The following is a 13,412-nucleotide window of genomic DNA, read 5'->3' as shown; positions in this document are numbered from 1 at the left end:
AGAACTATGTCGGGAAGTGAAAAGGAGCGTGAAGTAGACCTTCGCTATCTAAGAATGGCGGAGATATGGGCAGAAAACTCGTATTGTAAGCGCTTACAGGTAGGTGCCCTTGTGGTTAAGGATAAGATGATTATCTCTGATGGGTATAATGGGACACCTTCGGGTTTTGAAAACTGCTGTGAGGATGAGGATAATAAAACCTATCCATATGTCCTGCATGCCGAGGCCAATGCGATTACTAAGGTCGCGGCTAGCAATAATAATAGCCGCGGTGCCACGGTTTATGTGACACACGCTCCTTGCTTGGAGTGCTCCAAGCTCATTATCCAAGCTGGTATTAAGCGGGTGGTCTATTCAGAGGAGTATCGACTTACTGAGGGTGTAGACCTTTTACGAAAAGCAGGTATAGAGGTGGAGTGTTTACCTCTCAAGAAAAAGTGATTGTATGAAGAAGTGGGTCAAGGTGGCATTGGTATGCCTATTGCTTTTGCTATTCTTAGTAGGAGGTTTTTTTATTGGGCTTAAAGTAAAGTCAAGAAACCCCTTGATGCGTGCTGTGACGCCTATTGATAAGCTCAAGGCGACGCTGCAGATGATTAGTGAAAACTATGTGGATAGTGTAGACCCTGATGAGTTGGTGTCGGATCTTATCCCGATGCTCATTGGACAGTTGGATCCACACTCTACCTATCTTACTGCTGAGCAAAGACAAGCCGAACAGGAGTCTCTCGATGGGTACTTTTATGGCATTGGGATCACTTTCAATACCATTATTGATACCGCTGTAATAATACAGACGATCCCCAATGGACCGTCAGATATCGCAGGTTTGAAGGCTGGGGATAGAATTGTCACGGTAGATGGCCGAGATATTACTGGTCAATCGCTTACTCCCGACTCGGTGCGCTCGCTCCTTAAAGGGCAAGACGGAACTATCGTTACTCTTGGCATTCGCCCATACAATAGCAAGACGCTTTCTGAGGTAAAGGTCAAGAGGGGGGTAGTCAATACCAATACTGTGGATGCTGCCCTTATGGTCAATGATTCATTGGGTTTTATCCGTATCAGCTCATTTGGTATGTCGACCTACGATGACTTTATGCAGGCAGTTGCTAAGTTGCGAAATGAGGGTGCCAAAGGATTGATTTTAGACCTTAGAGATAATCCTGGTGGCCTGATGCAGGCGGCACTGAGCATCGCCAATGAAGTTCTACCCAGAAAGAGCCTAATCATCTATACCGATGGTGCTCATCAAGACCGTAGCGATATATATAGTGATGGGACGGGTACACTGATTGATTTTCCTGTCTATGTACTCATTAATGAACTTTCGGCCTCGTCATCTGAGATTGTCAGCGGTGCTATTCAGGATAATGATGCCGGTATTATTATAGGTCGTCGTAGCTTTGGTAAGGGGCTCGTGCAGAAGCCTTTTGAGTATTACGATGGCAGTTCCGTTCACCTTACTATTGCTAGATATCATACTGCCTCTGGACGTTCTATTCAGAGAGAGTACCAGCTCGGTGGAGATGAGGAGTATGCTCATGACTGGATTGATAGAGTGCTGGGGGGTGAGATGTTCTCTGCCGATAGCATCAAGATAAAGCGTGATTTAGTTTATCATACTAAGGCCGGCCGTGAAGTATATGGCGGTGGAGGTATCATGCCAGATAAATTTGTGGCACGCGATACCATCGGTATGAATAGCTACTATGCTGAGGTGCTCAATAGAGGGTATCTCCATCAGTTTGCCTTTGTCTATGCCGATCGTCACCGTGATCTACTCAAGCGACTAGAGGATACAGAGCATATCTATAGCTTTTTGGATAATCAAGGACTGGTTTGGCAGTTAGCTACTTTTGCACAGTCCAAGGGGTTACCTCGGAGGAGTTTCCTTATCTCTCAGGCAGAGACACCACTCAATAATTTATTGTATCCTCTTATTGTAGACTATCTTTATGGTCAGAAAGAGGCCTGGCGAGTGAGGTGCTATAGTGACTCAATGGTGAAGCAAGCGTCAGAGCTATTCTCACAGGGGATTTATTCCCCACTAGCTCTACCTTCACCAACTACAAGTTTAATCGAAATGAGCGACAGTACAGATGGAGAAGAAGGAGATTCGGACAATAATTAGACAAAGGAAAAAACAACTCTCGCCTGAGGAAAGAACTACTATCTCTATGAAGATAGCTGAGCGAGCATTCGAATTGCTCAGAGTGGAAGAGGCAACTAATGTGGCCTTGTTCCTCAGTATGCCAGATGAAGTAGAGACCTCTTATCTGATCCAAATGCTCGGTAAGCAAGGTCGGCATACGCTCCTGGTACCTCGTGTGGAAGATGAGCAGACCATCCGTTTTTACAAGCTCCAAAATCCCCAAGACTACCAATTGTCGGGTTACGGAATACTAGAGCCTAAGGATGATGTATCTAAAGCGTTAGTGCCTGAGGTGATGATCGTGCCGGGTGTGGCATTTGATGCTTGTGGCGGTAGAGTAGGTCGTGGCAAAGGTTATTATGATCGCTACTTTGAGCTGCATCACGATGTGATACGGAAAAAGATTGCGATTGGGTACCAGCTACAAGTGATGGAAGAGCCACTTCCGATGGAGCCTTTTGATGAGCGTATGGATGCTCTGGTGACTGAGGAAAAGACCTATTGGTTTTAAGCGGGCTATTTGAGTCTAATCTCTAGGTGGGGGATATTGTTTTCAGACATAAAATCCATCAGTGATTGCACTATATAAGAGCGACGTTGACGGACATAACTAAGCGTAGTAGGGGAGGGGCAGATGATACTTAGCCTCTCCCCTTTTTGTACCTTAAAAGTCACCTTAATGCTATTAAGCCTTTTGTCCGACAGACCCCTCCACAGATCATAAAGCTCCTTTTGTAGCTCAATCGTAGCTAGTAACCCGCTTTCCTTCTCCCGATACCCCTCTATAATAACACGGATAGATTTTGTCTTATAAAACCTCATCGCTCTGGAGTGATGTCTAGAAAATTGCCATCGTTCGCTTGGAATATCGTGTAGGCTTCTATAGGTAGATTCTCTAGTATCTGGTCTAAGTACTTACGGTTGGTATCGCTCAGAAAAATTTGGCCAAAGCGTGTGTCACTCACCAACTCCACTATTTTTTCAACACGATCCTCATCAAGTTTGTCAAAGATATCATCTAGAAGTAGAATAGGTAGGTTGTCTGGATGTAGCTGGCAGAGTAGACTGTACTGAGCCAACTTGAGAGCCACCATATAACTCTTATTCTGACCTTGTGACCCTATCTTGCGGATCAAAAAGTCATCTATCAACATAATTAAATCATCACGATGAGGTCCTACTCTAGTATAGCCACAGGCGAGATCCTCTTGGAGATTGCTTTGCCATGCCGTTAGAAAGTCCTCTGCCTTAGGCTCTTGCACTCCTATTGAGGTGGCATACGTCAGCTTTACACACTCCTTGTCCTTAGTGATGGTGCTGTAATAGTTGTGAAATATTGGTGAGATTCTTCTAATCCATTCATTACGAAAAGCGGTAATCTTCTCAGCAAGAGGTGCCATCTGTTGGTTGAGCACCTCAATCAGAGATAGATCTAAGCCCATTTGTTGTTTGAGCAAACTGTTTCTCTGCTCTAGTAGGTTTTTATACCCTTTGGCTGCAGTAAGGTAGACCCTAGACTCCTGGCAAAGTATTTGGTCCATAAAACTCCTTCGTTCGGCACTGCCACCTCTTATCAGATCCATATCACCTGGTGCTATCATCACTGCAGGAAATAGCCCAATATGGTCCGACATCTGGCTGTACTCCTTTTTATTACGCCTGAGTTTTTTACTCTTCCCACGGCTGAGCCCCAAAACGAGACTCTCCTCCTGTCCATCTTCCCGATGGTATTCCCCCGAAACGATCGCCATCTCCTCGTCGTGGTGAATGATTAGGGAGTCGGGAAGGTACTGATACGAGCGGGTAAAGGAGAGGATATAGATGCTGTCAAGTAGATTGGTTTTCCCCATACCATTGCCTCCTACAATACAGTTGAGCTTGTCAGAAAACTGTAAGGTAGCTGCTTTGATATTCTTGTAATTGGTGAGGGAAAGCCTTTTGATAATCATTTAATCACTCCTACCAAATAAGAGATGTTCTCTGTGAAAAACTTAACCGACATCGCCATCAGTATCACGCCAAAGAACTTGCGGAGTACGAATATACCACCTTGCCCGATCAGTCGCTCTACCACGTCAAGACGCTTAAGAACGAAATAAACCACAACAAGGTTGAGGAGTGTAGCAATGATAATATTCACTAGAGCATACGAGGCTCTAAATGATAGCAGTGTGGTAAAAGAGGCCGCTCCAGCAATGAGCGGAAATACCAGCGGTACAAGTGTGTTGGATCCCCCTGGGGCATCATTGCGAAATATCTCATACCCAAATATCATCTCAAAGGCGAGTAAAAACAGGATAATGGCTCCCGCAGCAGCAAAGCTCTGAATATTGATACTCAAGAAACTAAGCAACCACTCTCCAAAAAAGAGGAATCCAATCAATATAATAGCAGAGAATAGAACCGTCTTAAAAGGTTCAATCTTCTGCCCTGCTTGCTTGAGATTCATAATGATAGGGATAGCCCCAATAATATCTATCACTGCAAATAGAGCTATAAATACACTACCAATTTGATTCAAGTCAATGGCTTGAAAAGTTTCGCTTATCCAGTTCATACGTTTACTATTCAATTATTTAAGATACCTAATCAAAGCACAAATCTACCCATTTTCGACCATATATCTATCATGAGGTGTGCAAGTCACACCAGTTGTGGGGTCGGATGTGCTCTATTACCCGTCATTCATCTAGCTCCAAACACAAGTAGATAAGTGGGATTCCTTACTGACTGTCCAATAATAGAACATCACTACTCACTTATACAACTAAACAAGGGACGCCCGAATATATACTCATGGGGTCTAGCTTGGAGAGGGTGTTTAATAGATTGGTATTCTTTAAGAGAAGAGCACTCGAAAGGCTTCACCTACTTGCTTTACAGGAATTAATTGGATATCCAACTTATCAGTCTCTAAGCCGTGAAGGTTATCAGCAGGGAGTATCATTGACTTGAAGCCAATCTTCTCAGCCTCTGTGATGCGTTGCTGTATACGAGATACTGCACGTATTTCACCACTAAGCCCCACCTCTCCAGTGACACAAGTCTCTCTGGAGATAGGAAGGTCTAGGTTACTTGATAATACTGCCGATAAAACAGCTAGGTCAAGAGCAGGGTCTTGAATGGTAAGTCCACCAGCGATATTAAGAAAGACATCCTTTTGCACTAACTTGAAGCCTGCTCGCTTCTCCAGTACAGCTAGCAGCATATTGGTACGCCTATAATCAATGCCGGTGGAGGAGCGTTGAGGATTAGCATAGACTGCCGAGCTCACAAGGGCTTGTACCTCTACAAGTAGTGGACGAATTCCCTCAATCGTTACTCCAACGCAACTGCCAGATAGCTCACCCTGAGTCCCTGAGAGTAGCATCTCAGAGGGGTTCGTTACCTGCCTAAGTCCGTCGCTTTTCATCTCATACAATCCGATCTCAGCAGTATTGCCAAATCGATTCTTTAGAGCTCTCAATATTCTATACTGATGGTTTTGATCACCCTCAAATCGTATGACTGTATCTACTAAGTGCTCCAACACTTTTGGCCCCGCAATACTTCCTTCTTTCGTAATATGCCCAATCAAAATGATGGGCAACTCATATTCTTTTACGAAGGAGAGTAGGGCAGCTGTGCACTCCCTAACTTGTGAAAGTGATCCGGCAGAGGAGTCGCTTCTGCTAGTTTGGATAGTCTGAATGGAGTCAATAACAAGGAGGTCTGGCTCTACTTCTAGTGCTGTCTCCATAATCGTCTCCAGTTGAGTCTCGCCATAAAGTAGGCAGTGCTCCACGGTATCGGCATCGGTTAGTCGTTCAGCCCTAAGTCGTATCTGACCTGGACTCTCTTCACCACTAACATAAAGCGTTTTGAGGTTACTATTCCTGACCACACTCTGCAATATCAGTGTACTCTTACCAATACCTGGCTCTCCACCAAGTAAAACCAATGAGCCCTTAACCAATCCACCGCCCAACACCCTATTGAGCTCACCATCGAGCAGGTCCATTCGTGTGGCGGTATCACCAGCTACCAAACTTAGTGGTACTGGAGACTTATCCTGTAGCGGTTTGTCTTTTCGGATTCTTAGCCCTGGCTCCTCTGCTCTGACTGTGTACTCCTTCAGCGTATTCCACGCACCACAAGCGGGGCACTTACCTACCCACTTGGGAAAGTCGGCACCACAGTCAGTGCAGAGCCATACGAGCTTATCTTTCTTCATTATCTATTATTAGTAGACACGCTCTAGTGGTTGTGTCGTGCAGCGTAATAGACCACCTAATTTGCTCACCTCTCGGTAAGGGATAGGAATGGTCTTGACGTTTCTACGATTGAGCCATCCTTGCAATCTCTTGAAGGTGCTATCAATGATCACAGTATCATTGGCAATGCTAAAGACATTAGGATTCATCTCGTACATCTCCTCACGGCTGATAATACAAGTATTCTCAGGACCAAAGATAGACATAATGTACTCCCAATCCTCCACATGTCTGAAGGCACCAGGGAATAAAATACACTTATCCTGACCAATAGGCTGGAAGCAACAATCTAGGTGCAGTACGCCTGTATATGGATCGGTATCGTGCTTGATTAGCTCAATAGGAATAATGTCCTTTTGAGGGAATAGGTCTTTAAGGAAACCAATAGCATACTTATTGGTCCTTGCCATCTTGTAATTGCTATAGTTTGGGCTTAAGTAAGTACCCAAAAATATCTTATCGTGCATCAAGATCACATCTCCGCCCTCAATATGCACATGCTCTGGAGGCACAATAATCTTGCTTTGATCTAGATCTTCATAGATCTTATCGTATGCCCTCATCTCTGCCTCGCGGTCGGGAATGATATTGGCACGAATCATCTTGTCCTCAATCACAAAAGCGACATCTCTGGCAAATATCTGATTTACTCCAGGTAGCTCTTGTGGTCTCAGTACCTCCACACCAGCCTCTTTCAAGGCTTTCGCTAGACCCTCAACTTCCCTCTCCAGCGCTTCATCTGTCGGATAGGTGCCTGCTATCAGCGTGCTATAGCTCTTGGCATCATACGCCTCATCCAATGTGGGCACAGGGCCAGGATTGGTTCCTAGACCTACTATTACAGATTTCAGGGTGCTTGTCTCGTCTTTTACGTTTAGATTTCTCATAATTATTTATTGCAAATAAATTTGATGTATTCCTTGCAGTTAGTTTTTAGTCGCTCAGCAGATCCCTCGCCTTCTGCTCCATAAAAGGCAAAGTAATCCCCACCACGAGCTTTTACAAAGCCTGCCGACCCTTGTACGAAAGAGAGGTAGGTGCTTAGAGGAGTTTGGTTAAAAGCTGCTTCGGGTGCCCCACAAGAGGTGGCAGCCTCAATAAGTTTCCCTTCAAGAGCGTGAGGGCAATCGCCCCATGCCCAGCCTTCGGCCCAAACAGTATCCATCCATAGCTTTAAGATAGCTGGCGGCATATACCAGTAGAGTGGAAATTGGAGGACGATTCTATCGTATTGCTCCAATAACCTTTGTTCGCTTTCAAGATCAAAGGTGCCATCCTTCCTTATCACATCACCAAGGTTGTGTATCTTTAGTTGCTCTCCTTCATAAGGCCTTAGAGCCTCCACCCAAGCTTTATTTACTACAGAGCTTGATAAGTCTGGGTGTCCTACAACGACTAATGTCTTCATTATATCAATCAATATAGATTTCTTAATTATTTATTATCCACAAATTTACCTACAATAACCGAGATTATTGGTATCTTGAGGGCAGAAGAAGAGTAAAAATGATTTATGTAAATATTATGGCACATAAAGTATTAGAGGGTAAGTCGGTTGGCTTCCAGAAAGAGTACTTTCTTAATACAGCATCGGCCCATAGCATTTGGAACCAGATTTCCACTGCAAGAGGGTTATCGGAGTGGTTTGCACCTAAGGTAGACATCACTCAGGATCTCATCCATATATTTTGGGATGACCAAGGGGATGATAGGGTGGCAACAATCAATAAACGTATACCTAATAAGATGATAGAATGGAGGTGGAACGATGACCCCGAAAGCTACATACGTATGGAGATTGTCACCTCAGAGCTATCCAATAGTACCTCTCTAATGGTCGATGATCACGACAAGGGTTTGGAGACGGAGTCGCTAGAGCAAATTTGGATGGCACACGAAGAACGACTATTTGCCAGCCTAGGAATCCTCTAGCCTTAGCAATCAAACCCCTTTCGACTGAGCACTCCTTTTTGATAGTAGTGCTTTACCTCTTGCATATCTGTTACAAGATCTGCGAGTGCCAGTAGCTCACTAGGTGCATATCGACCAGTGATGATCACTTCACGGTCACCGTCAATACTCTTAAGAGCATCCAATACTTTTTCCAGTGGTAGTAGCTTCATGTAAAGAGCGATATTGAGCTCGTCTAAGATGATGAGGTCGTACATCTCCCCCTCTCTGTTTCGCAAAAGTGTAGCACACCGATCAAGCCCTCTCTCCGCCATAGCATAGTCTTCATCAGTAGCCTCACGATTGAGGAGACAGCTAGCACCCCATTGCTCTATCTTGAGGCGATCTTGAAAGTAATCTTCAATAAAGCATTCGCTATACCTCATATTCTTAACAAACTGAGCTATATAGACCCTTTGGCCCGCACCCAATGCCCTCAACGCCATACCAAAGGCAGCAGTGCTTTTGCCCTTTCCATTGCCAGTATATACCTGAATCATCCCTGCTTTTGAACTACAAAGATCCAAATGGCCATAAGTGCTAAGGCAGCGATCAATGCCAAGAGTAGAAGCATTAGTTTACGCCACCGCTTTTTGCTGTCTCTTTGCGTTATCTCCTCTAGAGACTCCTCTTGCGAAGGAAGTATATCTGCCTCTACAAGTGCTTTTATGGCTTCAGCTGCATCCTCTTCTCTCACCATGAGAGATACCCCCACCGACATTCCCGGTATGGCATTAGTAAGTGCATTCTCTACTCTCACAAAAAAACCTCTATCCTGTAGTAGAGTGTATGCTAGGTTCACGTAGCTTTCGTCGTACGAATTGAGCACCTCAACTAGTCCTCCTCTATTTTTCAACTCCTCCATAAGTTACTCGATTTCCTTAATAAGTTGTTGTGCTAGATTCATGCCTTGGATGATACGGTTGGCCATTCCTATGCCATCAATCACACCCCCTGCTATGTGCAGTCCTGGATACTCTTTTTCAATGGCCTTCATATCCTTCTGTCGCTCTTCTGTCGCCAGGTCGTACTGAGGGATCGCCTTTGGATAGTGAGCAATGTGCACCATGTCGGGGGTAATAGACCGAGGTATCTTCATCATATCATAAAGCTCATTCAGTCCCACCTGCTTCTGCTCCTCAAGTGGAGTGTCTAGCACCAATCCTTTATTCCTTAGGCCACCCATAAAGATGGTAAATAAGGCTCCATCAGGGTAGGGGGTACGATCCTTGAAGCAAGAACTTGGGAAGAGAATCCCCAGTACCTTTCGTTGCTCCTTACTGGGAACCAAAGCACCAAAGGAGGCTCTCGGAATATCGGGCAGATGGTTAAAGCCTACACAGACTTCCGTGATAGGAGCGTAGGGAAGGGTGGCGATACGTGTCATCTTGCTAGCGATCTCCTCTCTGAATAACTTTGGAAGTATATCGGCTCTCACAGTGGTGACCACTTTAGTGGATGAAATGGTGTGTTGGTCGCCATTCATATCTACAAAGGTGGTTTGCCAACCATTTTCTGTCGAGGTGATACAGATTTCCTGGGCTTCGAGAACCACCTCACCAGTTCTGCTTATTTTTTTGCCGATGGCCTTGACTAGTTCTTCTAGACCCCCAACAGCCGAAAAGATCTTTTTCGTTGCTTTGCGGTCGCGGTCGCTCTTTGGCTCAGATGCTTTCTTGATAGCCCCTCTGATAAAACTACCATAGTTTTGCTCCAGATTATAGAGTTTTGGCAATGCTAGTCGGGTCACCAATTGATAGGGATCGCCCGCATAGATACCCCCAATAAAGGGGTCAATGGTATAGTCTACAATCGTTTTTCCAAGCCTGCGCTCTGCAAGCTCACCCACCGTCTCATTAGGGTTGGTCCCTTTTTTTCTAAAGGGTTCAAAGGGTAGACCCAACTTATCTTTTAGACTGTAGAGTGGGGTGGTGAGCCCACTCCATGGACCATTGGGGATAGAGTGAAAGCGATCCCCCTTCCAAATCCATCGATCGTTGGCATTGGCACAAGCCTCCTCAAGCAGGGCATCCGGTGCCGCATACTCAAATAACTCCGCTACCTCGGGAGAAGAGACGGTGCCAGTATTGGGTCCCACTTCATACGTAAAACCATTCTCCTTGAGTGTCTTTATCTGCCCGCCAAGCCTATCCTTTGCTTCAAGTAGAATAAAGGATTTGCCCTCTTTCTCAAGCTCTGCAGCAAGCGAAAGACCAGTTATACCACCACCGATGATCGCTATTGGATAGTGATTTTGTATATTATTCATTGCCTATATATTTATGTGCATTAATCGTTTGCTACAAATTTAATAATTTCTTGCTACACAAGAGCAATAATATCTCTTTTTATCATGCGTAAAAAGCAAATAGAAAGTAGTTGAGGGTGGACAGATAGCCGACAATATTCAGAGTTATAAGTAAGCGAAAGTTGAGATGCAACAAAGCATTTGTTTAGTTGCATCTCGCCGATTGCTTAGTTGCAACTAAAAATACGCCTTCCTAACTAACTGATTTATAGAAGGATAAATAGAGCAATAAAATGGTGTGTAAAACTGAAATGTTTGGTGTATAAAGTCGAAATGTTTTAGGTATCAAACGGAAATGCTTTAGGTATGAAACAAAAACGTTTTGTGCATGAAACTTTTTGTGTTGGGATATTATTGGTAACTTTGTGGTGTAATCCTAGCGGGGATGACTGGTTTTGACAGCATGTAGAGGTGATGCGTAAGCACGTAGTGCATCGTTGACTGGCACTTTAATCATAGTCCTCAAAGCTTTTAAGTGGCGAAAATAATTCTTACGCTCTTGCAGCGTAACCGAAGTTTAGTAGGTTACTGCTCTTGCGCTTGAGCATAGGCTCGCGGCAAGACATCACTCCGATACCGTGTTCTCGAGGTGGTCGGATATAGTGGTGCCGGAATATCGGGAAGGGTTGGTAGTGCGTCTTTCATTACCGACGACATTTAAGAGACTAAGCAAGTAGGAGGGTAGCTTTGGCCAAACCTATTTGCCGACAACCAAAGCAAAGCTAAACGTGTAGAAAGCGGATTAGTTCCGTGTTTGGACGAGGGTTCGAATCCCTCCATCTCCACTTTGAGACATTTTGAGCTTCATCTGAGTAGTCAGAAAAGTATTCAAAACAGAGAAAAATCGTTGTAGAGCCCTGCTTTACAGCGATTTTTCTTGTTTCAGTGACTACCGCTGAATACCAAAACAGATATTTGGTAGTTAGCAATAGACCACTTTTCTGCTACAGAAATTGCTACAACTTTTAATTGGCTGAAAAATTGTAGCAATGACTACCAAATGACCACCATATTGAATACCGTAATATGCTCATACTCAGAAACTTTATTATGAACTTTGTGGCAGCGTTTTGTGTACAAACACTTGAAAAAAGTGTAGCAATATAGAATGGATCCACTAAAAAGATTTTAAGAGTATGAAGAAGCAATTCAAGGTTTCCTACTACCTACGCTCAAACTATGAGAACAAAGAAGGAAAAAATCCAATTATGGTTCGTATCATCTTAGATGGTGAAATGGTTAATCTTGGCTCAAGCCAATTGTCTGTAAAGAAAAGCCTTTGGAGCAATTCTACGAGCAGAGCTAAAGGCAGAACAGCAGAAGCGGTAGCATTAAATGCCTCTCTTGATGCTCTTACAGCCTCACTATATGAGCTATTTAGGAAACATGAGTATGATGACTATCTTACTGCAGAGTCATTCAAATCATTATTTTTGACTTATGGGTCAAAAGTGTTGGTGCAACCTATTAAGTGATTAGTTATAATCAGTGATGTAGGAGATTGAAAGTTTTGAAGTGTTAAAATAGGCGTTTTGTTGTTGTATAGGTCAAAAGTGTTGGTAAGAACGTGAGATATTCCAATGATCATCGTATCTTTGAGCATTTAAAAAGGTGAAAATGAATAGAAAAAATGCCCAAATTGCGGTAGTAGTGACACGATAAGGTACGGTAAGAATAATGGGCGCCAACGTTATCTTTGTAAGGATTGTTTGACCACCTTCAGTGTTGGTAAACGGCTTGATTCTAACGAGCTTTGGGATTTATACCAATCGGGCTTATCTTACGAGCAGTTAGGACGCCAGTTTGGTGTAAGCAGTAGCACCATTAAGAGAAAATTGAGGGGCATTCAAGAGAACTATATAGCTCCTAAACTTTCTGGCGGTGTTGTCCACCTTGACGTAACTTACTGGGGACGTAACAAGGGACTAATACTAGCAATTGACTCCCAAAGTGGTGTGGCTCTTTATTATCAGTGGATTGGTCATGAGCGAAAGCAAGACTACATTGATGCCATTAATGGTATTGAAAACAACGGATATAAGATACAGGCACTTGTGTTAGACGGGGGAGTAGGTCTTGAAATATCCAAGCAGCGACACCTTGTCCAGATGTGTCAATATCACTTCATTGCCATTATAAGACGTAAGCTCACACTACGACCTAAGCTTCAAGCGTCAGTGGAACTCTTGGACCTTGCTTTGAGTGTAACAAAAACCAGTAAAGCTAAGTTTAGTGAAGGATTAATTGCTTGGCATAATAGATGGAATGACTTTCTTAAAGAGAAGACCATTAACCCCCTAACTAATCGTTGGCAATACACCCATAGAGCTCTCAGATCTGCTGCACAAACATTTAAAGAGAAATTACCATTCCTATTTACCTTTGAAGATTATCCAGCGTTATGTATTCCGAATACAAACAATGCTATAGAAGGGTTCTTCACCGCTTTAAAGAGCAGTTTAAGGAATCACAATGGAATGACTCAAGCCAATAAGGAACGCCTTGTTTGTGGGTTTTTAAGGCATAGGGGATATCGTCCAAGCCTTGTAGATGACTTAGGGGAGTAGCAACACTACCCCCCTAAGTTCGTCACTTGTCCTGACTCCATTAATTCTATCCCTTGCTAGTTGCACCCCTGCAGAGCTAGCTCCGTTTCGAATTAACGATGTAAAGCTACATCTTTTAAGTCAAAATCCACCAACACTTTTGACCTAACCCAAGTTTGCCCCCTAGAGTATATTTTGGG

The 13,412-nt window shown here is 43.9% G+C and carries 15 protein-coding genes and 1 other RNA gene; 7 read left to right on the top strand and 9 right to left on the bottom strand.

What is annotated here, in order from left to right; all coding sequences use genetic code 11:
- Positions 1–6 precede the first annotated feature (6 nt).
- The 3 genes from HMPREF3027_RS00280 to HMPREF3027_RS00270 are packed head-to-tail and all read left to right on the top strand — an operon-like array spanning position 7 to position 2,666.
- Positions 7–441, top strand: a complete 435-nt coding sequence (locus HMPREF3027_RS00280; RefSeq protein WP_018028917.1) for a deoxycytidylate deaminase — start codon at positions 7–9, stop codon at positions 439–441.
- A 4-nt stretch (positions 442–445) separates the two neighbouring features.
- Positions 446–2,134, top strand: coding sequence for a S41 family peptidase (locus HMPREF3027_RS00275; protein ID WP_070706302.1), 1,689 nt, complete (start codon positions 446–448; stop codon positions 2,132–2,134).
- A complete protein-coding gene (locus tag HMPREF3027_RS00270) occupies positions 2,103–2,666 on the top strand; it encodes a 5-formyltetrahydrofolate cyclo-ligase (RefSeq protein ID WP_083317442.1) in 564 nt (187 codons plus the stop codon). The genes HMPREF3027_RS00275 and HMPREF3027_RS00270 overlap by 32 nt, the downstream gene beginning before the upstream one ends.
- Before the next feature lie 5 nt (positions 2,667–2,671).
- Here the strand turns inward: HMPREF3027_RS00270 and HMPREF3027_RS00265 are convergent, their stop codons facing one another.
- From HMPREF3027_RS00265 to HMPREF3027_RS00240, 6 genes are all read right to left on the bottom strand, one after another.
- Positions 2,672–2,977: a hypothetical protein gene (locus HMPREF3027_RS00265; RefSeq protein WP_070706300.1), complete on the bottom strand. Its 306-nt coding sequence runs from the start codon at positions 2,975–2,977 to the stop codon at positions 2,672–2,674.
- Entirely contained in the window at positions 2,974–4,104 is a 1,131-nt protein-coding gene (locus tag HMPREF3027_RS00260; RefSeq protein ID WP_070706299.1) for a DNA replication/repair protein RecF, read from the bottom strand. The genes HMPREF3027_RS00265 and HMPREF3027_RS00260 overlap by 4 nt, the downstream gene beginning before the upstream one ends.
- A complete protein-coding gene (locus tag HMPREF3027_RS00255; RefSeq protein ID WP_018028912.1) occupies positions 4,101–4,712 on the bottom strand; it encodes a MarC family protein in 612 nt (203 codons plus the stop codon). Before HMPREF3027_RS00255 ends, HMPREF3027_RS00260 begins: the two co-directional genes overlap by 4 nt.
- A 282-nt stretch (positions 4,713–4,994) precedes the next feature.
- Positions 4,995–6,368, bottom strand: coding sequence for a DNA repair protein RadA (gene radA, locus HMPREF3027_RS00250; protein ID WP_070706298.1), 1,374 nt, complete (start codon positions 6,366–6,368; stop codon positions 4,995–4,997).
- Positions 6,369–6,377: 9 nt separating this feature from the next.
- Positions 6,378–7,295: a dimethylarginine dimethylaminohydrolase family protein gene (locus HMPREF3027_RS00245; RefSeq protein ID WP_018028687.1), complete on the bottom strand. Its 918-nt coding sequence runs from the start codon at positions 7,293–7,295 to the stop codon at positions 6,378–6,380.
- Positions 7,296–7,297: 2 nt separating this feature from the next.
- Complete coding sequence (locus HMPREF3027_RS00240) at positions 7,298–7,816, bottom strand: NAD(P)H-dependent oxidoreductase (RefSeq protein ID WP_083317441.1); 519 nt, start codon at positions 7,814–7,816, stop codon at positions 7,298–7,300.
- 116 nt (positions 7,817–7,932) lie between these two features.
- On the opposite strand from HMPREF3027_RS00240, the gene HMPREF3027_RS00235 reads away from it, so the two are divergent.
- Entirely contained in the window at positions 7,933–8,340 is a 408-nt protein-coding gene (locus HMPREF3027_RS00235; RefSeq protein WP_246830491.1) for an START-like domain-containing protein, read from the top strand.
- A gap of 2 nt (positions 8,341–8,342) precedes the next feature.
- Here the strand turns inward: HMPREF3027_RS00235 and HMPREF3027_RS00230 are convergent, their stop codons facing one another.
- From HMPREF3027_RS00230 to hemG, 3 genes are read right to left on the bottom strand one after another with little or no spacing between them, the layout of a single operon-like run.
- The gene (locus HMPREF3027_RS00230) at positions 8,343–8,858 is read right to left on the bottom strand and encodes a cob(I)yrinic acid a,c-diamide adenosyltransferase (RefSeq protein WP_070706296.1); all 516 of its coding nucleotides are present in this window, start codon (positions 8,856–8,858) and stop codon (positions 8,343–8,345) included.
- Positions 8,855–9,223: a DUF2007 domain-containing protein gene (locus tag HMPREF3027_RS00225; protein ID WP_070706295.1), complete on the bottom strand. Its 369-nt coding sequence runs from the start codon at positions 9,221–9,223 to the stop codon at positions 8,855–8,857. Before HMPREF3027_RS00225 ends, HMPREF3027_RS00230 begins: the two co-directional genes overlap by 4 nt.
- Positions 9,224–9,226: 3 nt before the next feature.
- The gene (hemG, locus tag HMPREF3027_RS00220; RefSeq protein WP_070706294.1) at positions 9,227–10,627 is read right to left on the bottom strand and encodes a protoporphyrinogen oxidase; all 1,401 of its coding nucleotides are present in this window, start codon (positions 10,625–10,627) and stop codon (positions 9,227–9,229) included.
- A gap of 420 nt (positions 10,628–11,047) precedes the next feature.
- On the opposite strand from hemG, the gene ssrA reads away from it, so the two are divergent.
- The 3 genes from ssrA (at position 11,048) to HMPREF3027_RS00205 (ending at position 13,233) form a co-directional block, all read left to right on the top strand.
- Positions 11,048–11,454, top strand: a transfer-messenger RNA (tmRNA) gene (gene ssrA / locus HMPREF3027_RS00215).
- A gap of 348 nt (positions 11,455–11,802) precedes the next feature.
- On the top strand, positions 11,803–12,141 hold the full coding sequence (locus tag HMPREF3027_RS00210) for an Arm DNA-binding domain-containing protein (protein ID WP_070706293.1): 339 nt from the start codon (positions 11,803–11,805) through the stop codon (positions 12,139–12,141).
- Between the two features lie 234 nt (positions 12,142–12,375).
- Positions 12,376–13,233 carry an IS256 family transposase, variant Zn-binding type gene (locus HMPREF3027_RS00205; protein WP_070706292.1) on the top strand — a complete coding sequence of 286 codons (858 nt, stop codon included), beginning with the start codon at positions 12,376–12,378 and terminating at the stop codon, positions 13,231–13,233.
- Positions 13,234–13,412: the final 179 nt, after the last annotated feature.

The sequence above is a fragment of the Porphyromonas sp. HMSC077F02 genome (assembly GCF_001815465.1).
Classification (GTDB): domain Bacteria; phylum Bacteroidota; class Bacteroidia; order Bacteroidales; family Porphyromonadaceae; genus Porphyromonas_A; species Porphyromonas_A somerae.
This window is presented reverse-complemented; position numbering and strand designations above follow the sequence as displayed.

What these genes read in the sequence shown, in the direction of transcription:
- HMPREF3027_RS00255 (WP_018028912.1), bottom strand. Translation starts at nt 4,712, where the DNA reads ATGAACTGGATAAGCGAAACTTTTCAAGCCATTGACTTGAATCAAATT.
- radA (WP_070706298.1), bottom strand. Translation starts at nt 6,368, where the DNA reads ATGAAGAAAGATAAGCTCGTATGGCTCTGCACTGACTGTGGTGCCGAC.
- HMPREF3027_RS00265 (WP_070706300.1), bottom strand. Translation starts at nt 2,977, where the DNA reads ATGAGGTTTTATAAGACAAAATCTATCCGTGTTATTATAGAGGGGTAT.
- HMPREF3027_RS00280 (WP_018028917.1), top strand. Translation starts at nt 7, where the DNA reads ATGTCGGGAAGTGAAAAGGAGCGTGAAGTAGACCTTCGCTATCTAAGA.
- HMPREF3027_RS00235 (WP_246830491.1), top strand. Translation starts at nt 7,933, where the DNA reads ATGGCACATAAAGTATTAGAGGGTAAGTCGGTTGGCTTCCAGAAAGAG.
- HMPREF3027_RS00260 (WP_070706299.1), bottom strand. Translation starts at nt 4,104, where the DNA reads ATGATTATCAAAAGGCTTTCCCTCACCAATTACAAGAATATCAAAGCA.
- HMPREF3027_RS00230 (WP_070706296.1), bottom strand. Translation starts at nt 8,858, where the DNA reads ATGATTCAGGTATATACTGGCAATGGAAAGGGCAAAAGCACTGCTGCC.
- HMPREF3027_RS00210 (WP_070706293.1), top strand. Translation starts at nt 11,803, where the DNA reads ATGAAGAAGCAATTCAAGGTTTCCTACTACCTACGCTCAAACTATGAG.
- HMPREF3027_RS00245 (WP_018028687.1), bottom strand. Translation starts at nt 7,295, where the DNA reads ATGAGAAATCTAAACGTAAAAGACGAGACAAGCACCCTGAAATCTGTA.
- HMPREF3027_RS00240 (WP_083317441.1), bottom strand. Translation starts at nt 7,816, where the DNA reads ATGAAGACATTAGTCGTTGTAGGACACCCAGACTTATCAAGCTCTGTA.
- hemG (WP_070706294.1), bottom strand. Translation starts at nt 10,627, where the DNA reads ATGAATAATATACAAAATCACTATCCAATAGCGATCATCGGTGGTGGT.
- HMPREF3027_RS00270 (WP_083317442.1), top strand. Translation starts at nt 2,103, where the DNA reads ATGGAGAAGAAGGAGATTCGGACAATAATTAGACAAAGGAAAAAACAA.
- HMPREF3027_RS00275 (WP_070706302.1), top strand. Translation starts at nt 446, where the DNA reads ATGAAGAAGTGGGTCAAGGTGGCATTGGTATGCCTATTGCTTTTGCTA.
- HMPREF3027_RS00225 (WP_070706295.1), bottom strand. Translation starts at nt 9,223, where the DNA reads ATGGAGGAGTTGAAAAATAGAGGAGGACTAGTTGAGGTGCTCAATTCG.